This window comes from uncultured Pseudokineococcus sp. (assembly GCF_947495735.1).
In the GTDB taxonomy this organism is placed as follows: Bacteria; Actinomycetota; Actinomycetes; order Actinomycetales; family Quadrisphaeraceae; genus Pseudokineococcus.
Map to the genome: position 1 here is coordinate 416,708 of NZ_CANMAA010000001.1, position 19,828 is coordinate 436,535.

Sequence of the window (19,828 nt, forward strand, 5' to 3'; positions counted from 1 at the left end):
GAGCGGGAGCCGTCAGGTCGGAGGCTGCGGACGCGGGCGGCGTCCCGCCGCTGCGGGCTCCGGCCAGCCGCCGAGGTGGCCGAGCCAGGCCAGCGCCAGCCAGGAGCCGGTGAGCGTGGCCTGCGCGTCCGGGCCGCGGAGCTCCAGGGTCCAGCGGGCACCGGCGCGGCGTCGACGCCGGGAGTGGTCGCGGCACGTCGCGGACGTGACGGCCAGCTGCTCGAGCGGGAGCTCGCGACGGTCGGTGCCCCACGTCGGGGCGCCCCGGGTGGGTCGCAGCCACGCCGCCCGGCTGCTCGCGCAGACCTGCTGGGGCCCCAGGGTCGGGGCGGGCAGCCACGGGGCCGTGCCGTGGACCTCGGCCGGCCCGGGGAGGTGGAGCGCCGCGTCGGGGTCGGCGGGGACCCGTGGCTGCGCGGAGGGCGACTCCGGCACCGGGTCCAGGCTGGTCGCGGAGACGGCGGCCTCGACGCCCCAGACGACCCAGCGCCCGACGGCGAGCTCGAGGGGGCGGCGCTGCACCGACCAGGCGACGACGTCGGCCACCGCGGGGGTCTCGGCGCGCTGCGCCGCGCGTCCCGGTCGGTCCACGGCGCCAGTCTCGTCGCCGTCTCGCAGCGCTGTCGAGACGGCGCGCGAGCCGACCCCGCCCCCGGCGCCGGCCGGAGCCGGCCGGGCGGGACGGTGCTCCGTCGTGCGGGCCCTCCTCCGCGGGGCGCGCCGGAGCCCGTCCCGAGGGGGAGGGGCCCGTCGCGGTCTCCTGGTGCGGGCGGGCCAGGGCGCGCAGGGCCAGCAAGCCCACGGGCTCGCAGTGGAGCCGGGCGTAGACCTCCGGGCGCAGGTCCGCGGCCTCGGCGACGGGGCGCGGCTCGACCAGCCGCTCGACGAGGAAGCCCGCCCGCCGCAGCTCGTCGCAGGTCTGCTCCAGCGACGACAGCCAGCAGCGCAGGTGCCCGCCCCGGCTCCAGGTCTCCTCGACCACCCTGGCCTCGAAGCAGCTGCCGCCGTGCCTCAGCCGGTCACCCGCCGGGTGCAGGCGCGAGAGGACGAGCGCGCCCCAGGGGCGGAGCACCCGGTGCCGCTCGCGCAGCGCCGCGACGCGGTCGTCGACGTGCTCCAGCGCCAGGGCGAGCAGGACGGCGTCCGCGGAGCCGTCGGGCATCCACGGGAGCGGGTCGGCGGGGTCGTGGACGCGGCCGTCGACCTGCGGGGCCTGGTCCCGGGTGAGCTGCACCACGGCCGGGCTCTGGTCGGAGGCGATGACCCGCGCGCCGCGCCGCGCGAGCTCCTCGGCGTTGCAGGCCCGGCCCGCGGGCGGCGTCGAGGACCCGCTGGCCGGCGACGTCGCCGAGCAGGTCCAGGCACGCCGAGCAGGTCAAGGAACGCCGGGCAGGTGGAGGCACGCCGGGCGGTCGACGCGGGCGTCGTCGAAGCCGCTCTCCGCGTGGTCCGCGAGCTCCCCGGCGAAGACGTCGTGCTGGGCGCCACGGCCCACCCGCTGCTCCACCCGGGGATGCTCGCACCTGCGTGCGCCGCGGGGGCGCCACCGGCCCGACGCCGCCGCGGTCCGCCGTCCGTGACGCACGAGGCCCTGGCCGCGGCGAGGCGACCCAGTGCTCGCCCGACCCCTACGAGGCCATCTGCGGGCGCGCGTCCCGTCGCGGCGCGGCGGGCTGGGCCTCGCCGTCCGGGCGGGTGATCTCGGCCCACACGGCGTCCAGGGAGAGGCCGACGACGCTCGCGATCGCCGCGACGGTCGGGAAGGCGGGGGTGGCGACGCGCCCGGTCTCGATCTTGCGGAGGGTCTCCGGCGAGATCCCCGCCGCCAGGGCGGTGTCGAGCATCGAGCGCTCTCCTCTGGCCCGGCGCAGGACGGCGCCGAGGCGCTCCCCGCGCTCGACCTCGGCGGGGGTGAGCGGCAGCCTGACCATGAGCCCGACTGTAGTACCGGTACAGTTCGGCCGGGATAACTGTTGGAAGCTCGAGAGGGGCTCCGGATGATCGAGATCTTGAACCGCACCGAGGTGGCCCGGGCCCGGGAGACGGGCGCCCTGGTCGGCCACGTCCTGCAGACGCTCAGGGAGCGCAGCGCGGTCGGCACGAACCTGCTGGAGATCGACGAGTGGGCTCGGGAGATGATCGTCGAGGGCGGGGCCGAGTCGTGCTACGTCGACTACGCGCCCTCCTTCGGGCGCGGGCCGTTCGGCCACTACATCTGCACGTCGGTCAACGACGCGGTCCTGCACGGGCTGCCGCACGACTACGCGCTCGCCGACGGCGACCTGGTCTCGCTCGACTTCGCCATCACCAAGGACGGGGTGGCGGCGGACTCGGCCATCAGCTTCGTCGTGGGCGAGCCGGCGCCGCCGGAGAGCGCGGCGATGATCGACGCGACCCGACGGGCGCTGAGCGCGGGCATCGCGGCGGCCGGCCCCGGGGCCCGCGTCGGGGACGTCTCCGCCGCCATCGGCGCCGTCCTCACCGAGGCGGGCTACCCGATCAACACCGACTTCGGCGGTCACGGCATCGGGTCGACGATGCACCAGGACCCCCACGTCGCCAACAACGGTCGCGCCGGCCGCGGGTACCGGCTGCGCCCCGGGCTGCTGCTGGCCCTGGAGCCGTGGGTGATGGCGGACACCGCCGAGCTCGTCACCGACGCCGACGGGTGGACCCTGCGGAGCGCGACGGGCTGCCGGACGGCCCACAGCGAGCACACCGTCGCCATCACCGACGACGGGGCCGAGATCCTCACCCTGCCGGGGCGGTCGCAGAGCTGACGTCGGACGCCGCGGGGCCGGAGGACGTCGGCGGGCGAGGCGGGCTCCGCCGACCTCGCGGCGCCCGGGGCGTGGCGGTCGCTCACGAGCGCGGGCACCGGGCGCGCAGCACGGGCGAGCCCGCGCCCGTCAGCTCGTCGCAGAAGACCTCGCGCCCGGCCATCGCCATGGTCAGCGCCAGGGTCGTCCCCGTCACGAGCGGTCCCTCGCCGGCGGTGAAGGGACCGTCGGTGGCCTCCAGCCGCAGGCCCGCGGCGGCGGTGCGGCTGCTCACGGCGAAGTCCCGGGCGGCGTAGAACCGCGCCACCTCGGTGACCACCGGGACGGGGGGCTCGCCGGGCAGCCCCAGCGGGCGGCGGACGTCCTGGGCGTGCACGACGACCTCGCCGAGCCAGGCGGCGGTGTGCCCGCTCGGCGCGGTGGTGCTGGTGACCAGGGAGCGGAAGCGCTCCAGCGTGCCGGCGGGGGTGGCGCCGCGGTGCTCGGCCAGGCGGCGGTCGTTGTGCACGTCGGCGTCGAAGCGCGCTCCCACGATGCTGGTCAGCCAGCGCACCCGCCCCGCGCTGGCGGCGGAGCTCAGGTGGGCGACGACGTCCTCGACGCTCCACCGCCCGCACAGCGAGGGCCGGGCCCACTCCGCCGCGGGCACGTCCGCCAGGTCCCCCGCGAGGGCGGCGCGCTCGGCGCGGACCGCCGCCCACAGGTCCTCGGTCGTGGTGTCGGGAACAGGGAGCCTCCGGTCTCGTGGGACGTCGTCGCAGCGCTGACCCGTCGGGGCCGCGGACGTCATCGCCGCCGAGCGCGCCGCCCTCCGACGCGCCGAGCGCCTCAGCGGCGCTCGTGGCGCGTGGCGCCGCGCTCGTGGTGCCAGCACCGGATCAGCAGGTGGTCGCCGGGGGCGCCGACGGTGGTGAGCACGACCTGCGTGATGTCGAGGACGAAGCGGTGGGCCTCGTCCGAGCGCGCGGGGTCGGTGGTCTCGACGGCGGTGCCGTCGACCTTCGCCTCCGCCCACCGGGTCGGGTCGTCCTCCGGGGTGTCGACGGTGGGGCTGTGCAGGGCCACACGAGGGTCCCGCCGCAGGTCGAGCGCCTTCCGGGCCCCCGGCATCGAGCCGAGGACGACGTCACCGGCCTCGTCGTCGAAGGCGACCTCGGTGCCGCTGAGGCGGGGGGAGCCGTCGCGCCTCAGCGTCGCCATCGTGGCGTGCCGGCGCACCGCGAAGGCGGCGCGCACGGCGGCGGCGAGCTCGGGCTCCGCGGACAGGACCTGGGACCACGACGTCATGCCCGCACCCTGGCGGTGGGGTCCGACAGCGCACCGGTCCTCCGGCGCCGCGGGCCGTGGGGCCCTCCGCCTCACAGCCCGCCGGCGACCCGCAGGACGGCGCCGGTGACGTAGGAGGCCTGGTCGCCGAGGAGCCACGCGATCGCGGGGGCGACGATCTCCTGCGGCTCGCCGGCGCGACCGGTCGGGACCCGGGAGACCACGCGCTCGAGCCGGCCGGGGTCGCCCGCCCCGGCGTGGATGCCGGTGCGCACCAGCCCGGGGGCCACGGCGTTGACCCTCACGCCCTCGGCGGCGAGCTCCTCGGCCAGGCCGACCGCCAGGGCGTCGACGCCGGCCTTCGCCGCGGCGTAGTGGACGTACTCGTGCGGCGAGCCGAGCGTGGCCGCCGACGAGGAGACCACCACGACGGCGCCCCCGGTCCCGCCCCGGCTCGTGGACATGACCTGCGCGGCGCGGCGGGCGCACAGCAGGACCCCGACGAGGTCGACGTCGACCACGCGCCGCACGACCGCGACCGGGGTGTCCGCGAGGTCGCCCAGGTGCGCCGTGACGCCGGCGCCGGCCACGAGCCCGGTGACGGGGCCGAGTCCGGCCGCCGCGGCGAAGAGCGCCTCGACGTCGTCCTCGTCGGTGACGTCGCCGCGCACCGCGACCGCCCGGGCTCCCGTGGCCCGCACCGCGGCGAGGACGTCCTGCGCGCTCGCGTCGTCGCCGAGGTAGCCCAGCGCGAGGTCGTGCCCCTCGCGCGCCAGGTGCACCGCCGTCGCGGCGCCGATGCCCCGCCCCCCACCGGTCACGACGGTCACGGGGCGCGGCGGAGGAGTCATGCACCCACCGTGCCGCCCCTGCGCCCGGCGGATCTCGATCCGCTCACGGTCGGGCGCGTCGTCGTGACTGTGCGTCGTTCATGGGTGACGCTGTGCACATGACTCTCGGGGGCGCGACCATCGTGGTCGCCTACACGCTCTTCGCCGTCCTCCTCGCCCTGGTGGTCGTGGTGGGCGCCGCCTGGACGCAGCTCGACCGGCGTCGCGGCGACGACGACCGCACCGGTCGCGCTCTGGCGGCGGCCATGCCCCGCCTCGAGGCGGCCGGGGCCCGGAGCCGCTCGCTGGCGGAGGCCGCGACCGAGCGGGCCCGCGCACGGCTCGTCCGTCGCCCGGCGGGGGAGAGCTCGCGCGGCGCTCGCCCGGCGGGGAAGAGCCTCCGAGGCGCCGCTGCCGCGGGCCTCGACGCGGTCGCCCGCGGTGCGTCCTCCCTCTCCGGGCGGCTCGCGTCCCAGCGCGCGGCGGACCCGACCGCCGCGCTCGCCGCGGCGCCGCCGGCGCGCCGCGGTGCCGGGGCGCGGGTGGAGGGCGGCCGGTCCTGGCGGGCTCCTCGCGCCGCGGACCGACCGGGCGCCGGGGCGCCCGGGGAGCGCGCCGGCGAGCGCACCGGGGAGCGGACCCCCGGCGCGCCGGTCGAGGACGGCCGCGACCGGCTGCCGGCGTCCTTCCGGGACCGCCTGGTCAGCTAGCACCTCGCGCCCCGTCGGTCTCGGCGGAGCCCCCCGCCGCGCGGACCGGGGGCCGCGGCGCTCCGCCGGGCGGGCCCACGGCGTCTGCGAGGATCGTCGCCGTGGAAGAGATCGAGCTGATCATCGGCATCGCCGTCGCCGCGCTGCTGCTCCTGACCGGCGCCGTCGTCGGGCTGGTGCGTCGCGGGCGGCACGACGTCCGTGAGCTGACGCGGGGGCGCCCCCGGCCTGGCCTGGACTACTCCCCGGGCGTCGGCGACGACGACCAGTCGCCCCGCGACAGCGCCACCCGCACCGTCGAGGAGCTGCGCCCCCTCGACGACGTGGACGCCTCGGAGAACCCGGTCGAGGTGGACCCCGGTCCGCAGCTCGACCGCCCGGACCCGGTGGCGGGGCGCCTCGTCCGCCTGCGCGAGCGCCTGTCCCGCTCCAACACCGCTCTCGGGCAGGGCCTGCTGTCCCTGCTCGCGCGCGAGCGCGTCGACGAGGCGACGTGGGAGGAGGTCGAGGACACCCTCCTGCTCGCCGACCTCGGCGCCGGTCCCACCGAGGAGCTGGTGGACCGCCTGCGCGAGCGCGTGCGGGTGCTGGGCACGCGCGACGCCGAGTCGCTGCGGGCGCTGCTCGCCGAGGAGCTGCTCGATCTCGTGGGTGAGGACGTGGACCGCTCGCTGGCCACGACCCCGCACGACGGCCGCCCGGCCGTGGTCCTCGTGGTCGGCGTCAACGGCACGGGGAAGACGACGACCGTCGGCAAGCTCGCCCGCGTCCTCGTCGCCGAGGACAAGGACGTGGTGCTCGGCGCGGCCGACACCTTCCGCGCCGCCGCGGCCGACCAGCTGCAGACCTGGGGCGAGCGGGTGGGCGTGCCGACCGTCCGCTCCTTCACCGACGGCGCCGACCCCGCGTCGGTCGCCTTCGACGCCGTCAAGGCCGGCCGCGAGGGGGAGGTCGACGTCGTCCTGCTCGACACGGCGGGCCGGCTGCAGAACAAGGTCGGGCTCATGGACGAGCTCGGCAAGGTCAAGCGCGTGGCCGAGAAGGCGCTCGAGGGGGCCGGCGGCATCGACGAGGTGCTGCTCGTCCTCGACGCGACGACCGGCCAGAACGGCCTGCAGCAGGCCAAGGTCTTCTCCGAGGCCGTGCAGGTCACGGGCATCGTCCTGACCAAGCTGGACGGGACCGCCAAGGGCGGCATCGTCGTCTCGGTGCAGCGCCAGCTCGGCGTCCCGGTCAAGCTCGTCGGGCTGGGCGAGGGGGCGGACGACCTCGCGCCGTTCGAGCCGCGCGCCTTCGTCGACGCCCTGCTGGACTGAGCAGCCGGGCTCGGGCGGACGACGGGGCGAGGGGGGCGGCGTGGGTGCTGTCGCGCCTGCGGTCGACGGGGGCTCGGGCGAGCCCGCCGACCGCGCGTGGTCGCGTCCCGCCCCCGGTCCCCGCGCCCTCGGCGCCGACGTCGCGGCCGGCCTGCTCGCCGCCGCGGTCTGCGTGCTCGAGCTGGAGCTGACCCGCGCGGTGAGCACGGTCTCCCTGCCGTCCGCGGCGGGGCGCGCGGAGCAGGTCGTCTGGACCGCCCTCGTGGCCCTCGCGCTCTGCGCGCGCCGCCGCCTGCCGGCCACCGCCATGCTCCTCAGCGCGGCGGCCTTCATCACCCTCGGCTCGCGGTCCCCCCTGTCGGCCGCGACCTTCAGCCTCAACGTGGCGCTCTTCCTGGTGCTGCTGTCGGGCACCGCCTGGGCGCGGGACCGTCGCCGCGTGGCCGTCACCTGGGTCGTGGTGCTCGCCGCGATGGTGGCCTGGTACCTCGCGAGCCTCGCGGGCGTCGTCTCGCAGGGGCTCCCGCCGTCCAGCGCGGGGCTCGTCGCTCTGACGGCGCTCATCAACGTCGTGTACTTCTCGGGCGCGCTGCTCGGCGGGCGGGCGCTGTGGCGTGCGGCCCGCGACCGCGACGCGCTGCGCCGCACGGCGGAGCAGCTGCGGGCCGAGCAGGAGGTCACGGCCCGCGCGGCGGTGGTCGCCGAGCGGCTGCGCATCGCGCGGGAGCTGCACGACGTCGTCGCCCACCACGTCAGCACGACGGGCGTCCAGGCGGCCGCGGCGCGACGGGTCCTCGAGCGCGCCCCGGACGGCGGAGCCGGGGCCGCGGCGTCGAGGACGCGGGTGGCGGACGCGCTGCGCCAGGTCGAGGCCTCCAGCCGCGCGGCGGTGGGGGAGATGCGCGGCCTGCTCGGCGTGCTGCGGGCGCCGGAGGACCAGGACGGCTCCACCGGTCGGGCGGACGCGCGGGCCCGGCTGGAGGGCCCGGGAGCACCCCGGGGGCCCGAGCCGGGGGTCGAGGACCTGCCCCGCGTCGTCGAGGAGGTGCGCGACCGCGGTCTGGACGTCTCGCTGGCCGTCGTCGGCGAGCCGCGGTCCCTGCCGGGCACCACGGCGACGTCGGTGGTCCGCCTGGTGCAGGAGGCGCTGGTCAACGTCGAGCGGCACTCCACCGCCGGCTCCGCCCGCGTGGTCCTGCGCTGGCTCGACGAGGGCGGGCGAGGCGTCGGCCCCGCGGTCGAGGCCGAGGTCGTCGACGACGGGCCGGCCCGCCGCGGGGGCGGCAGCACCGGCCTCGGGCACCGGGGCATGCGCGAGCGGGCCGCGCTGGTCGGGGGCGAGGTGGAGACGGGCGCCCGCCCGGGCGGCGGCTACCGCGTGCGCGGCCGCTACCCCGTCGACCCCGCCGCACCCGCCGACGACCACCGGCCGGTCGTGGCCCGGGACCCGGCCACGACCGCTGGGCGGAGCGCGTGACGGGCCCGGCCGGCCCGGGTGACTCCGCCGGCCCGGTGGCCCACGGCCGGCCCGTGCGGCTCCTGCTCGTCGACGACCAGGCGCTCGTGCGCAGCGGCTTCCGGATGATCCTCGAGCTCGAGCCCGACCTGGAGGTCGTCGGCGAGGCGGCCGACGGGCGGCAGGCCGTCGAGGCGGCTGCGCGCCTGCGGCCCGACGTCGTCCTCATGGACGTTCAGATGCCGGTGCTCGACGGCGTGGCGGCCACGGCGGAGGTCGTGGCCGCGGGCAGCGGCCGCGTCGTCGTGCTGACGACGTTCGACCGCGACGACCACCTCTTCGCCGCCCTGCGGGCGGGCGCGTCGGGCTTCCTGCTCAAGAACGCCGACCCGGACGAGCTCGTCGCCGCGGTGCGCGCCGTCGCCCGGGGCCACGCCCTGCTGGCCCCGGAGGTCACCCGCCGGGTGGTCGAGCGCTTCAGCGCCCCGTCCGGCGCGGCCTTCCGCCCGGAGCTGGTCGCCGGGCTCACCGACCGCGAGCGCGGCGTCCTGCGGCTCGTCGCCCGGGGCCTGTCGAACGCCGAGGTCGCGGCCGAGCTGGTCCTCGGCGAGGCCACCGTCAAGACGCACGTGTCCCGGGTGCTCCTGAAGCTCGGCGTCCGCGACCGCGTGCAGGCCGTCGTCCTCGCCTACGAGAGCGGCCTCGTGCGGCCCGGCGGCGACGACGCGGGGGAGCGCCCGCCCGGCTGAGCCCTGCGGGACGAGCCCTCTCGGGCGGGCCTCGCGGCCCACGGCAGCGCCCTCGCCTCCGCCGTGCGGGGGAGGGGCGCGTCGCCGTCGCGGGGGACGCGGCCGGTGGCCCCGGGCTCCTAGCGTCGTCGACGGACGGCGGCCGACCACGGGCCGCCCGCGACGAGGGAGGTGGTGGCCGTGCTCGCGGCCAGCGGTCTCACCCGTCGCTTCGGCGACCGGACCGTGCTCGACGGGGTGGACCTCGAGGTCCACCCCGGGCGCATGACCGGGTTCGTCGGGGCGAACGGTGCCGGCAAGACGACGACGATGCGCATCCTGCTCGGGGTGCTGGCGCCGAGCGCCGGCGAGGTCTCCTGGGACGGGCGGCCGGTGACCGCGGCCGACCGGCGGTCCTTCGGCTACATGCCCGAGGAGCGCGGGCTCTACCCGAAGCAGCGGGTGGCCGAGCAGCTCGTCCACTTCGGCCGGCTCCACGCCATGAGCCGCGCCACCGCGGAGCGCACGGTCGCCGACCTGCTCGAGCGCCTGGACCTGGCCGCCCACGCCGACGACAAGCTCGAGAGCCTGTCCCTGGGCAACCAGCAGCGGGCGCAGATCGCCGCGGCGCTCGTGCACGGGCCGACGGCGCTCGTGCTCGACGAGCCCTTCAGCGGCCTGGACCCCCTCGCGGTCGACGCGATGGCGGCGCTGCTGCGCGACGAGGTGGCCCGCGGGGTGCCCGTCCTGTTCTCCTCCCACCAGCTCGACCTCGTCGAGCGCCTGTGCGACGACGTCGTCGTCCTGGCGCACGGGCGGCGCGTGGCCGCGGGGACCGTCGAGGAGCTGCGCTCCGGCGGCCCGGCGCGCGTGCGGCTCGAGGTCGCCGCGGCGGGGACCGGCGCCGCCGACCTCGGCTGGGTCCGGGACGTGCCCGGCGTGGAGGTGGCCGACGTCGACGGCGGCGCGGCCCTGTTCTCGGTGGTCGAGCCGGGGGCCGACCAGCGGGTCCTCGCGGAGGCCCTGCGCCGCGGACCGGTGCGCTCCTTCACCCCCGTCGTCCCGCCGCTGTCCGAGGTCTTCCGGGAGGTCGTCCGATGAGCACCGCCACCATCCCCGCGCCCACCGCCGGGCCGACCGCGGGCGGCCCGGACCCCGCGGGAGGGGGGACGGCGGCCTGGCGCGTGGTCGCCGAGCGCGAGGTCCGCGTCAAGCTGCGCGACAAGCCGTTCCTCGTCTCCTTCGCCGTCCTGGTGCTCCTGGTCGTGGTCGGGATCGTGCTGTCCGCCGTCCTCGGGGGACGCCCGAGCACGTCGGAGGTCGCCGTCGTGGGGCAGGACGCGCGCGCCACGGCGGTCGTGGGGTCCGCGCGGGAGCAGCTGCCCCCGGGGGACCGGCTGGAGGTGCGCGAGGTGGCCGACGCCGCCGCGGCGGAGCAGCTCGTGGCCGCCGGCGACGTCGACGCGGCCCTGCTGGAGGGCCCTGGCGAGGGCCTCGAGCTGGTGGGCGACGAGGAGGTCGACGGGGGGCTGGCCGCCCTCCTGGCCCAGGGCGCCGAGGACGAGGCGCTCGAGCGCGGGGCCGCCGCGGCGGGCACCAGCGCGGAGGAGCTCCTCGCGGGGTCCCAGCTGGACCAGCGGCTCCTGGCGCCCTCGGACGTCGACCCGGTCCTGGCCACGCTGCTGCCCCTGGCGTTCGGCTTCCTCTTCTACCTGCTGGCGATCCAGTTCGGCCTGGCGATCGCGCAGAGCGTGGTCGAGGAGAAGCAGAGCCGCGTGGTGGAGATCCTCGCTGCGGCCGTGCCCCTGCGCTCGCTGCTCGTCGGCAAGGTCGTGGCGAACGGGGCGCTCGCCCTCGCCCAGGTGGCGGTGCTCGTCGCCGTGGGCCTCGCGGGGCTCGCGGCCACGGGCCGCGCCGACCTCCTGGGGCAGGTGGGGGCGCCGGCGCTGTGGTTCGTCGCCTTCTTCGTGCTGGGCTTCGTCGCGCTCGCCTGCATCTGGGCGGTCGCCGGGTCGGTGGCGACGCGCACCGAGGACCTGCAGTCGACGACGGCGCCGCTGCTCGTGGTGCTCGTGGCCGTCCTGTACGTCGGCGTCTACGCCGGCGGCTGGCTCCTCGTCGTCGCGTCCTACGTGCCGGTGGCCTCGACCGTCGCCATGCCCGCCCGCCTGGTCACCGGTGGCGTGGCCTGGTGGGAGCCCGTCGTCTCGGTGGCGCTGGTGCTCGTCGCGGCAGCGCTGCTCGTGCGGCTGGGAGCCGCCCTGTACGAGCGCTCGCTGCTGCGCACGGACCGCCGCACGTCGGTGCGCGAGCTGCTGCGCGAGCGGGGCTGAGCCGGGGGGTGGGGGCGCCACCCCGCCGTGGCCGCACCTCGCCGGTGACGCCGGGCCCGCGGGCCCGGCGTCAGGAGCCCACCGGCTCCCCGCCCACCGCCAGGAGCCGGCCGGCGGGCAGGACGGCGTGGACGCCCTGGACGCCGTTGACCACCTGGGTCACGCGCAGGTCCACGACGGTCGAGGCGAGGGCCAGGGCCCGGGTGCGCGGCAGCCCGTGGCGGCGCCCCAGCAGGTCGAGGACCTCCTCGAGCGCCTGCGCGGTGGCCGCGCGCAGGTCCGCGTCGACGCCGAAGCAGACCTCGCCCGCCGGCGTGCTGGCCCGCGGCATCGCGGGCGCGCCGTCGGGGTGCAGGACCACCTCGAGCTCGACCCGCTCCATCGGGCACTCGAGCGCCAGCCCGGACACCTCGCCGTCGCCCTGGCAGGCGTGGCCGTCGCCCACCGACAGCAGCCCGCCGGGCACCTCGACGGGCAGCAGGAGGCTGCTGCCCGCGACCAGCTCCCGGCAGTCGAGGTTCCCGCCGGTACGCCGCGGCGGGACGGTCGAGCGCGGCCCCGGCCCGGCGGGGCAGGTGCCGACCACCCCGAGGAAGGGCCGCAGCGCGACGACGTCGCCGTGCTGGTCGGTGGCCGTGCCGGCGCCCCGCTCGCGCGACCAGTCGACCGCCCAGCGCAGCAGCTCGGGGTCGGCGCCGGCGACGTCCAGGGCGTCGTTGCACCAGCTCGACCACCCGCCCGCCCGGGTCCACCCCCAGGAGCCGGGCACGACGTCGCGCACGCGCACCTCGAGCGCGTCACCGGGCTGCGCGCCGGCGACGGCGAACGGCCCCGTCAGCGCGTGGCCGGGGTCGCGCTCGCGGTCGCGCCCCGGCCGGAGCGCGAGCGGCGCCCCGCCGTGGACGTCGGGCTGGGAGTCGGCGTGCCACCCGGCGTCGACGGTGCGCAGCACGAGCACGTCGCCGCTGCGGACCTCGAGCCGCGGCGGCAGGTCGGGGTCGAAGCGGCCGTGGAGGAGGTCGTCGCGGTGCTCGACGACGTGGGTCTGCGCCATGGCCGCGACGCTACGACGGCGGGGGACGGCGCACCGCGAGCGTCGGTCACGCCCTGCGACCACCAGCGGTGGTGCTCGGGGCCGTTCACGCAGGTCTTACGCGCCGGGCGCGCGCGACACGTCGGCGTAACACGGGGCGCGGCGCCGCGTAACCGGCGCTCGGGAACGTCGTCCCCGCAGCGCCGGCCGGCGCCGCCCGGCCCCCGCGGGGCTCGGCCCCTTGTCTGCTGGAGGACGAGTGAACACCGGCGACACCGCCTGGATCCTCACCAGCGCCGCGCTGGTGCTGCTGATGACCCCGGGCCTCGCGCTCTTCTACGGCGGCATGGTCCGCATGAAGAGCGTCCTCAACATGATGATGATGAGCTTCGGCGCCATGGCGCTCGTGAGCGTCCTGTGGGTCCTCTACGGCTACTCGATGACCTTCGGGGACGACGTGGGTCTGGGCCTGCTCGGCGACCCGACCGAGTTCCTCGGCCTCGCGGGCCTGATGGCCGAGGACCCGGACGCAGCCTTCCCGGCGATGGCCTTCGTGGCCTTCCAGATGGTCTTCGCCATCCTGACGCTGGCCCTCATCTCCGGCGCCATCGCCGACCGCACGCGCTTCTCGACCTGGATGGTCTTCGGCGCGATCTGGGTCACCGTCGTCTACTTCCCGGTGGCGCACTGGGTCTTCGCCTTCGACGACCCGGACGCCGGCGTCACGGGCGGCTGGATCGCCAACTCCCTGGGAGCCATCGACTTCGCCGGCGGAACCGCCGTCCACATCAACGCCGGCGCGGCGGCGCTCGCCCTGGTGCTGGTGCTGGGCCGGCGCAAGGGCTTCGGCCGCGAGCCCATGCGCCCGCACAACCTGCCGCTCGTCATGCTCGGCGCGGGCCTGCTGTGGTTCGGCTGGTTCGGCTTCAACGCCGGCTCGGCGCTGGCCGCCGACAACACCGCGGCGGTCGTCTTCGTCAACACGCTGTGCGCCACCGGCGCGGCGGTCCTCGGCTGGCTCGTCGTCGAGCGCCTCCGCGACGGGCACCCGACGTCTCTCGGCGCCGCGTCCGGCGTCGTGGCGGGCCTGGTGGCCATCACCCCGGCCTGCTCCGCGGTGTCCCCGGTCGGCGCCCTCCTCATCGGCGTCGTCGCCGGCGTCCTGTGCGCTCTCGCCGTGGGCCTGAAGTACACGCTGGGCTACGACGACTCGCTCGACGTCGTGGGCGTCCACCTCGTGGGCGGCCTGGTCGGCACGATCCTCATCGGCGTCCTCGCCGACCCGGCGGCGCCCGCCGGGGCGCAGGGCCTGCTCTTCGGCGGCGGGCTGGACCTCCTGGGCATCCAGACCGTGGGCGCCCTGGCGGTGCTCGCCTACTCGTTCGTGGTCACGCTCGTCATCGGGTTCGCCCTCAAGGCCACGATGGGCTTCCGGATCGGTGCGGAGGAGGAGGACGCCGGCATCGACCAGTCCGAGCACGCGGAGGCCGGGTACGACTTCGGCACCTTCGGCTCGGGCTCCGGCGTCCGCTCCGCGCCCAGCCACCGCCGCACCACCACCGACGAGGAGGTCTCCGCGTGAAGCTCATCACCGCGGTCATCAAGCCCCACAAGCTCGACGACGTGAAGTCCGCCCTCGAGGCCTTCGGGGTGCAGGGCATGACGGTCAGCGAGGCCAGCGGCTACGGCCGCCAGCGCGGGCACACCGAGGTCTACCGGGGCGCGGAGTACACCGTGGACCTGGTGCCCAAGGTGCGCGTGGAGGTCATCGTGGACGACGTGGACGGGCAGGACGTCGTGGGCGCCGTGGTCTCCGCGGCCTCCACCGGCCGCATCGGCGACGGCAAGGTCTGGGTCGTGCCGGTCGAGGACGTCGTGCGCGTCCGCACCGGCGAGCGCGGCCTCGACGCCCTCTAGCACCCGGCACCACCGGCGGCGCGGCGCCCGCACCCGTGCGGGCGCCGCGCCGCCGGCGCGTCACCCTCCGACCACCCCGGGTGACTGATGACCACGCGCGGTCCCGACCGCGCGACGAGCGGGACGGGACGCCCTCGGCGTCCGGGAGGACGGTGCGGCCATGGGCGACAGCGGTGACGGCGCGCGGCGCCGCGACCTGCGCACGGAGCGCCTGGCGCTGGCGGTCCGGTCCGGGCTGGACGACCGCACGGCGGGACCGGCGCGCCGGGAGCGGCTGGCCGGGCTCGTCGACTCCTGGCTGGAGGACGTGTGGGCCGAGGCGACGACGGCCTGCTCCGACGCCCCGGGCACGGGCCCCCGGCCCGGGGACCGCGGAGACGCGGACCCCTGGACGGCCGAGGCCCGCCGCGGCGGCGGGTCGGCGGGCGTCGCCCTCGTGGCCGTGGGCAGCCACGCCCGCCGCGAGGCCGGGCCCGCCAGCGACCTCGACCTCGTGCTCCTGCACGACGGCCGGACCCACGAGGCCGACGCGGTCTCCGCCCTCGCCGACCAGGTCTGGTACCCGGTGTGGGACGCGGGGCTGCGGCTGGACCACTCCGTGCGCTCCGTCGCGGACTGCCGGCAGGTCGCGGCGGACGACGTGGCCGCCGCGATCGGCCTGCTCGACCTGCGTCCCGTCGCGGGGGACGCCGGCATGGCGCTGCACGCCCGCGAGGCGCTGCGCGAGGACTGGCGGCGCACGGCGCGCCGCCGCCTGCCGGAGCTGCTGGCGTCGGCGGCCGAGCGCGCGGCCGCCCACGGCGAGCTCGCCTACCTCCTCGAGGGCGACCTCAAGGAGGCCCGCGGCGGCCTCCGGGACGCCGTCGTGCTGCAGTCCCTGGTCGCGAGCTGGCTGGCCGACGCCCCGCACGGCGCGGCCGGGGAGGCCCGGCTGCGCCTGCTCGACGTGCGCGACGCCCTCCACGCGGTGACGGGGCGGCCGGGGGAGCGGCTGCTCCTGCACGAGCAGGACGCCGTGGCCGTCGCCATGGGCCTCGACGACGCGGACGCCCTGCTCGCCGACGTCGCGCTCGCCGCGCGCTCGCTGGCGTGGGCGCTGGACGTCACGGCGCGTCGGGCCACCGGCGCCGCGACGACGCGCCGCGGCTGGCGGCGCCGGCGCCCGGTGCAGCGCGCCGTCGAGAGCGACCTCGTCGAGCACGAGGGGGAGCTGTGCCTGGGCGCCGCGGCGCGGCCGTCCGCGGACCCCACCCTGGCCCTGCGCGCCGCCGCGGCGGCGGCCCGCGACGGCCTGCCGCTCTCCCCGGTGACCGCCGGCCACCTCGCCACGGGGTCCGCGCCCCTCCCCGCCCCCTGGCCGGGACCGGCGCGCACGGCCCTGATGGAGCTGCTCGGCACCGGTGAGCGGCAGGTCCCGGTCTGGGAGACGCTCGACCAGGTCGGCCTGGTGACGGCGTGGTTCCCCGAGTGGGCGGCGGTCCGCAACCGCCCCCAGCGCACCGTGGTCCACCGGCACACCGTCGACCGCCACCTCGTCGAGACGTGCGTGCAGGCGGCCGACCGGCTCGGGGACGTGGCCCGCCCGGACCTGCTGCTGCTGACCTGCCTGCTGCACGACCTCGGCAAGGTCGCCGGCGCCCGCGACCACAGCGAGGTGGGCGCACCGCTCGCCGAGGCCGTCGCCCGCCGCACCGGGCTGCCGGAGGAGGACGTCGCGGTGGTGCGCCGCCTGGTGCGCCACCACCTGGCGCTGGTCGACCTCGCGACGCGCCGGGACCCCGACGACCCGCGGACGGTCGAGGAGCTGGTGGAGGTGGTGGACGGCCGCGAGGACGTCCTGGACCTGCTGCGCGCGCTCACCGAGGCGGACGCGCGAGCGGCGGGCCCCGCGGCGTGGACGGCCTGGCGCCGGCGCCTCGTCGACGACCTCGTGGCCCGTGCGCGCTCGGCCCTGCAGGGCCGCGAGCCGCCCGGACCGGCCCCGCTGACCGCCGCCGAGCGCGGCCTGGTCGCCGCCGTGCTCGCCGACGGCGGCCCGCGCGTGGAGACCAGCCCCCTGCTCGGGCTCCACGGCGTGACCGTGGTGGCACCGGACCGGCCGGGCCTGTTCGGCGACGTCGCCGGCCTGCTCGCGGCGCACGGCGCCACCGTGCGCTCGGCGCTGGTGCGCACGGTCGACGGGGTGGCCGTGGACACCTGGTGGGTCCACACCAGCCGCGGGCTCCCGGACCCGGCGGTGCTGCGCACCGACCTGCTCCGGCTGGGCTCGGGGGACACCTCGGTGCTCGAGCGCCTCGAGCGGCGCGACGCCGGGTGGCGACCGCCGCGGCTGGCCGCGGACGCCGCCGCCCGCGTGCTCCTGGTGCCCGGCGCCTCGAGCGAGGCCACGGTCGTCGAGGTCCGGGCCCCCGACCGCCCCCGGCTCCTGCACCGCCTCGGCAGCGCGCTGCGCGACGAGGGGGTGGACGTGCGCAGCGCGCACGTCGCCACCCACTCCGCGCGGGCGGTGGACGTCCTCTACCTGTGCGAGCCCGGCGGCGGCGCCCTGAGCCCGGGGCGCACGGCGCGCGTCGTCGGCGTCCTCACCGACGCCGCCTCCGGCGAGCCGCAGGCGCCCCCCGGCCCCGGTGCGGGGCCCGCGCCCCGAGCAGGACGGGAGCGCCGGGCCGACGGGTAGCCTCGGGGCGTGTTCTCCAACCTCTCCGACCGCCTGTCGGCCACCTTCAAGGGCCTGCGCGGCAAGGGGCGCCTGTCCGAGGCCGACGTCGACGCGACCGTGCGCGAGATCCGCCGCGCGCTGCTGGACGCGGACGTCGCCCTGCCCGTCGTGCGCCGGTTCACCGCCACCGTGCGCGAGCGCGCGCTCTCCGCGGAGGTCTCCGGCGCGCTGAACCCGGCGCAGCAGGTCGTCAAGATCGTCCACGAGGAGCTCGTGGGCGTCCTCGGCGGGCAGACCCGGCGCATGCGGTTCGCCAAGAACCCGCCGACGGTCATCATGCTCGCCGGCCTCCAGGGCGCCGGGAAGACGACGCTGGCCGGCAAGCTGGGCCGCTGGCTGCACGAGCAGGGCCACGCGCCGCTGCTGGTGGCCGCCGACCTCCAGCGCCCCAACGCGGTCACCCAGCTGCAGGTCGTGGGGGAGCGGGCGGGCGTCAGCGTCTTCGCCCCCGAGCCGGGCAACGGCGTGGGCGACCCCGTGGACGTGGCCCGCCGCGGCGTGGCCGCCGCCCGCGAGCGCCACCACGACGTCGTCGTCGTCGACACCGCCGGCCGCCTCGGCGTGGACGCCGAGATGATGCAGCAGGCCGCCGACATCCGCGCCGCGGTCGACCCCGACGAGGTCCTCTTCGTCGTCGACGCGATGATCGGCCAGGACGCCGTCACCACGGCGCAGGCCTTCCTCGAGGGCGTCGAGCTGACCGGCGTCGTCCTCTCCAAGCTGGACGGCGACGCCCGCGGCGGCGCCGCGCTGTCGGTGGCCTCGGTCACCGGCCGTCCGGTGATGTTCGCGTCCACGGGCGAGGGCCTGAAGGACTTCGAGGTCTTCCACCCCGACCGGATGGCCTCGCGCATCCTCGACATGGGCGACGTCCTGACGCTCATCGAGCAGGCCGAGAAGGCCTTCGACGCCGACCAGGCGCAGGACCTCGCCTCGCGGTTCGCCAGCGGCGAGGACTTCACGCTCGACGACTTCCTCGTGCAGATGCAGGGCCTGCGCAACATGGGCTCGATCAAGAAGATGCTGGGGATGCTGCCCGGCATGGGGGAGCTCCGCGAGCAGCTGGAGAGCTTCGACGAGCGGGAGATCGACCGCATCGAGGCGATCGTGCGCTCGATGACGCCGCTGGAGCGCCGGTCGCCCAAGGTGCTCAACGGCTCCCGCCGCGCCCGCATCGCCAGGGGCTCCGGGCGCACCGTGACCGACGTCAACCAGCTGCTCGACCGGTTCGCCGACGCGCAGAAGATGATGCGCTCGATGCGCCAGGGCGGCGGCGGCATGCCGGGCACGGCGGGCCTGCCGGGCATGGGCGGCGGTCGCGGGGGCCCGGGCGGCGGCATGGGGGGGCTGCCCGGCGGCGGCAAGAAGTCGAAGGGCAGGACGGCGCCGCCGCCCAAGAAGGGCAAGGCCAAGTCGGGCAACCCGGCGAAGCGGGCCCAGCAGGAGAGGGACGCGCCCGTGCGCAGCGCGCCCGCGGCGGGGTCGGCCTTCGGCCTCACCCCCCAGCAGGCCGATCAGCTGCCCGACGACCTCGAGCTGCCCCCGGGCTTCGAGAAGTTCCTCGGCCGGTAGGACGGCCGTGGCCCAGGTGCTGCACCTGACCGGGCGGGTCCTGCGAGGCCCCGGCACCGGCGGCGACGAGGACGTCGCCTCGGGGCTGTGGGTGCTCGGCGGCCGGCTCACCTGGACCCGGCCGCCGGGCGACCACGACGTCACCGAGATCGACGGCTGGGTGGTCCCCGGCCTGGTGGACGCGCACTGCCACATCGGGCTCGGCCCCTCCGGGCAGGTCGACGCCGAGACGGCGCAGGAGCAGGCGCGCGCCGACCGGGACGCGGGCGCGCTCCTGCTGCGCGACGCGGGCTCGCCCGCCGACACCCGGTGGGTGGCCGAGCGCGACGACCTCCCCCGCCTGGTGCGCGCGGGCCGCCACGTGGCGCGCACGCGCCGCTACCTGCGCGGGTTCGCCGAGGAGGTGGAGCCGCCCCGGCTGGCCGAGGAGGTCCGGCGCCAGGCCCGCCGCGGCGACGGCTGGGTCAAGGTCGTCGGCGACTGGATCGACCGCGACGCCGGCGACCTCGCCCCCTGCTGGTCGCGGGAGGACCTCGTGGCCGCGGCGGACGCCGCCCACGCCGAGGGCGCGCGGATCACGGCGCACGTCTTCGGGGCGCAGGCGCTGGCCGACGTCCTGGCGGCCGGCTTCGACGGCGTCGAGCACGCGACGGCCATGGGGCCCGACGACGTGGCGGTCATGGCGGAGCGTGGGACCGCGGTGGTCCCGACGCTGGTCAACATCGGCACCTTCCCGGACATCGCGGCCCGGGGGGAGGCCAAGTTCCCGCGCTACGCCGAGCACATGCGGCGCCTGCACGCGCGACGGCGCGAGGCCGTGGCGCTGGCCCACGAGGCCGGGGTGCGCGTCTTCGCCGGGACCGACGCCGGGAGCACGCTGCCGCACGGGATCCTCCCCGAGGAGGTGGCCGAGCTGTCCCGCGCCGGCCTGGGCCCCGCCGCCGCCCTCGACGCCGCGTGCTGGTCGGCGCGCCGCTGGCTCGGGTTCCCCGCGCTGGAGGAGGGGGCGAGCGCGGACCTGCTCGTCCTGCCCGAGGACCCCCGGGAGGACGTCGGCGTCCTCGCCGCGCCGTCCGCCGTGGTCCTGCGGGGGCGGCAGGTCGCCCGGGCCGGGCGGCGTCTGGCAGACTGACCCGCTGTACCGGGCGCCACGGGACCCTCTCACCCG

Annotated in this window: 18 protein-coding genes and 1 pseudogene; 12 read left to right on the forward strand and 7 right to left on the reverse strand. The window is 77.7% G+C overall.

Going from position 1 to position 19,828, the window contains the following annotated elements:
• Positions 1–12 precede the first annotated feature (12 nt).
• From Q0848_RS01720 to Q0848_RS01730, 3 genes and pseudogenes are all read right to left on the reverse strand, one after another.
• Positions 13–591 (reverse strand): hypothetical protein, encoded by a 579-nt coding sequence (locus Q0848_RS01720; protein ID WP_299033903.1) that lies wholly within the window; start codon positions 589–591, stop codon positions 13–15.
• Between the two features lie 169 nt (positions 592–760).
• Positions 761–1,507: pseudogene (locus Q0848_RS18960) on the reverse strand (methyltransferase domain-containing protein); the annotation flags it as partial.
• A gap of 121 nt (positions 1,508–1,628) precedes the next feature.
• Positions 1,629–1,931, reverse strand: a complete 303-nt coding sequence (locus tag Q0848_RS01730) for a helix-turn-helix transcriptional regulator (protein WP_299033907.1) — start codon at positions 1,929–1,931, stop codon at positions 1,629–1,631.
• A gap of 66 nt (positions 1,932–1,997) precedes the next feature.
• Between Q0848_RS01730 and map the strand changes: the two genes are divergently transcribed.
• The gene (gene map / locus Q0848_RS01735) at positions 1,998–2,780 is read left to right on the forward strand and encodes a type I methionyl aminopeptidase (RefSeq protein ID WP_299033909.1); all 783 of its coding nucleotides are present in this window, start codon (positions 1,998–2,000) and stop codon (positions 2,778–2,780) included.
• Positions 2,781–2,862: 82 nt separating this feature from the next.
• Here the strand turns inward: map and Q0848_RS01740 are convergent, their stop codons facing one another.
• The 3 genes from Q0848_RS01740 to Q0848_RS01750 form a co-directional block, all read right to left on the reverse strand.
• The gene (locus Q0848_RS01740) at positions 2,863–3,570 is read right to left on the reverse strand and encodes a maleylpyruvate isomerase family mycothiol-dependent enzyme (RefSeq protein WP_299033911.1); all 708 of its coding nucleotides are present in this window, start codon (positions 3,568–3,570) and stop codon (positions 2,863–2,865) included.
• Positions 3,571–3,608: 38 nt separating this feature from the next.
• Positions 3,609–4,067, reverse strand: coding sequence for a pyridoxamine 5'-phosphate oxidase family protein (locus Q0848_RS01745; protein ID WP_299033913.1), 459 nt, complete (start codon positions 4,065–4,067; stop codon positions 3,609–3,611).
• Between the two features lie 71 nt (positions 4,068–4,138).
• The gene (locus Q0848_RS01750; RefSeq protein ID WP_299033916.1) at positions 4,139–4,897 is read right to left on the reverse strand and encodes an SDR family oxidoreductase; all 759 of its coding nucleotides are present in this window, start codon (positions 4,895–4,897) and stop codon (positions 4,139–4,141) included.
• A 98-nt stretch (positions 4,898–4,995) separates the two neighbouring features.
• Here Q0848_RS01750 and Q0848_RS01755 point away from each other — a divergent pair, with 98 nt between their 5' ends.
• The 6 genes from Q0848_RS01755 to Q0848_RS01780 all read left to right on the forward strand — a co-directional run bounded on the left by Q0848_RS01755 (position 4,996) and on the right by Q0848_RS01780 (position 11,419).
• Positions 4,996–5,586: a hypothetical protein gene (locus tag Q0848_RS01755; RefSeq protein WP_299033918.1), complete on the forward strand. Its 591-nt coding sequence runs from the start codon at positions 4,996–4,998 to the stop codon at positions 5,584–5,586.
• 101 nt (positions 5,587–5,687) lie between these two features.
• Positions 5,688–6,902 (forward strand): signal recognition particle-docking protein FtsY, encoded by a 1,215-nt coding sequence (ftsY, locus tag Q0848_RS01760; protein WP_299033920.1) that lies wholly within the window; start codon positions 5,688–5,690, stop codon positions 6,900–6,902.
• A gap of 40 nt (positions 6,903–6,942) precedes the next feature.
• Positions 6,943–8,379: a sensor histidine kinase gene (locus tag Q0848_RS01765; RefSeq protein ID WP_299033922.1), complete on the forward strand. Its 1,437-nt coding sequence runs from the start codon at positions 6,943–6,945 to the stop codon at positions 8,377–8,379.
• Positions 8,376–9,107, forward strand: a complete 732-nt coding sequence (locus tag Q0848_RS01770; RefSeq protein ID WP_299033924.1) for a response regulator transcription factor — start codon at positions 8,376–8,378, stop codon at positions 9,105–9,107. Before Q0848_RS01765 ends, Q0848_RS01770 begins: the two co-directional genes overlap by 4 nt.
• 171 nt (positions 9,108–9,278) lie before the next feature.
• Positions 9,279–10,187, forward strand: a complete 909-nt coding sequence (locus Q0848_RS01775) for an ATP-binding cassette domain-containing protein (protein ID WP_366146347.1) — start codon at positions 9,279–9,281, stop codon at positions 10,185–10,187.
• The gene (locus Q0848_RS01780) at positions 10,184–11,419 is read left to right on the forward strand and encodes an ABC transporter permease (RefSeq protein ID WP_299033929.1); all 1,236 of its coding nucleotides are present in this window, start codon (positions 10,184–10,186) and stop codon (positions 11,417–11,419) included. The genes Q0848_RS01775 and Q0848_RS01780 overlap by 4 nt, the downstream gene beginning before the upstream one ends.
• A gap of 70 nt (positions 11,420–11,489) precedes the next feature.
• On the opposite strand, the gene Q0848_RS01785 is transcribed toward Q0848_RS01780, so the two are convergent.
• Positions 11,490–12,473 (reverse strand): acetamidase/formamidase family protein, encoded by a 984-nt coding sequence (locus tag Q0848_RS01785; protein WP_299033931.1) that lies wholly within the window; start codon positions 12,471–12,473, stop codon positions 11,490–11,492.
• Positions 12,474–12,711: 238 nt separating this feature from the next.
• Here Q0848_RS01785 and Q0848_RS01790 point away from each other — a divergent pair, with 238 nt between their 5' ends.
• From Q0848_RS01790 to Q0848_RS01810, 5 genes are all read left to right on the forward strand, one after another.
• Positions 12,712–14,034, forward strand: coding sequence for an ammonium transporter (locus Q0848_RS01790; RefSeq protein WP_299033934.1), 1,323 nt, complete (start codon positions 12,712–12,714; stop codon positions 14,032–14,034).
• Positions 14,031–14,369 (forward strand): P-II family nitrogen regulator, encoded by a 339-nt coding sequence (locus Q0848_RS01795; protein ID WP_299033937.1) that lies wholly within the window; start codon positions 14,031–14,033, stop codon positions 14,367–14,369. Before Q0848_RS01790 ends, Q0848_RS01795 begins: the two co-directional genes overlap by 4 nt.
• 160 nt (positions 14,370–14,529) lie before the next feature.
• Positions 14,530–17,046 carry a [protein-PII] uridylyltransferase gene (locus Q0848_RS01800; protein ID WP_299033940.1) on the forward strand — a complete coding sequence of 839 codons (2,517 nt, stop codon included), beginning with the start codon at positions 14,530–14,532 and terminating at the stop codon, positions 17,044–17,046.
• A gap of 9 nt (positions 17,047–17,055) precedes the next feature.
• Positions 17,056–18,660, forward strand: coding sequence for a signal recognition particle protein (ffh, locus tag Q0848_RS01805; RefSeq protein WP_299033943.1), 1,605 nt, complete (start codon positions 17,056–17,058; stop codon positions 18,658–18,660).
• Between the two features lie 16 nt (positions 18,661–18,676).
• A complete protein-coding gene (locus tag Q0848_RS01810; protein WP_366146373.1) occupies positions 18,677–19,792 on the forward strand; it encodes an amidohydrolase family protein in 1,116 nt (371 codons plus the stop codon).
• Positions 19,793–19,828 lie beyond the last annotated feature (36 nt).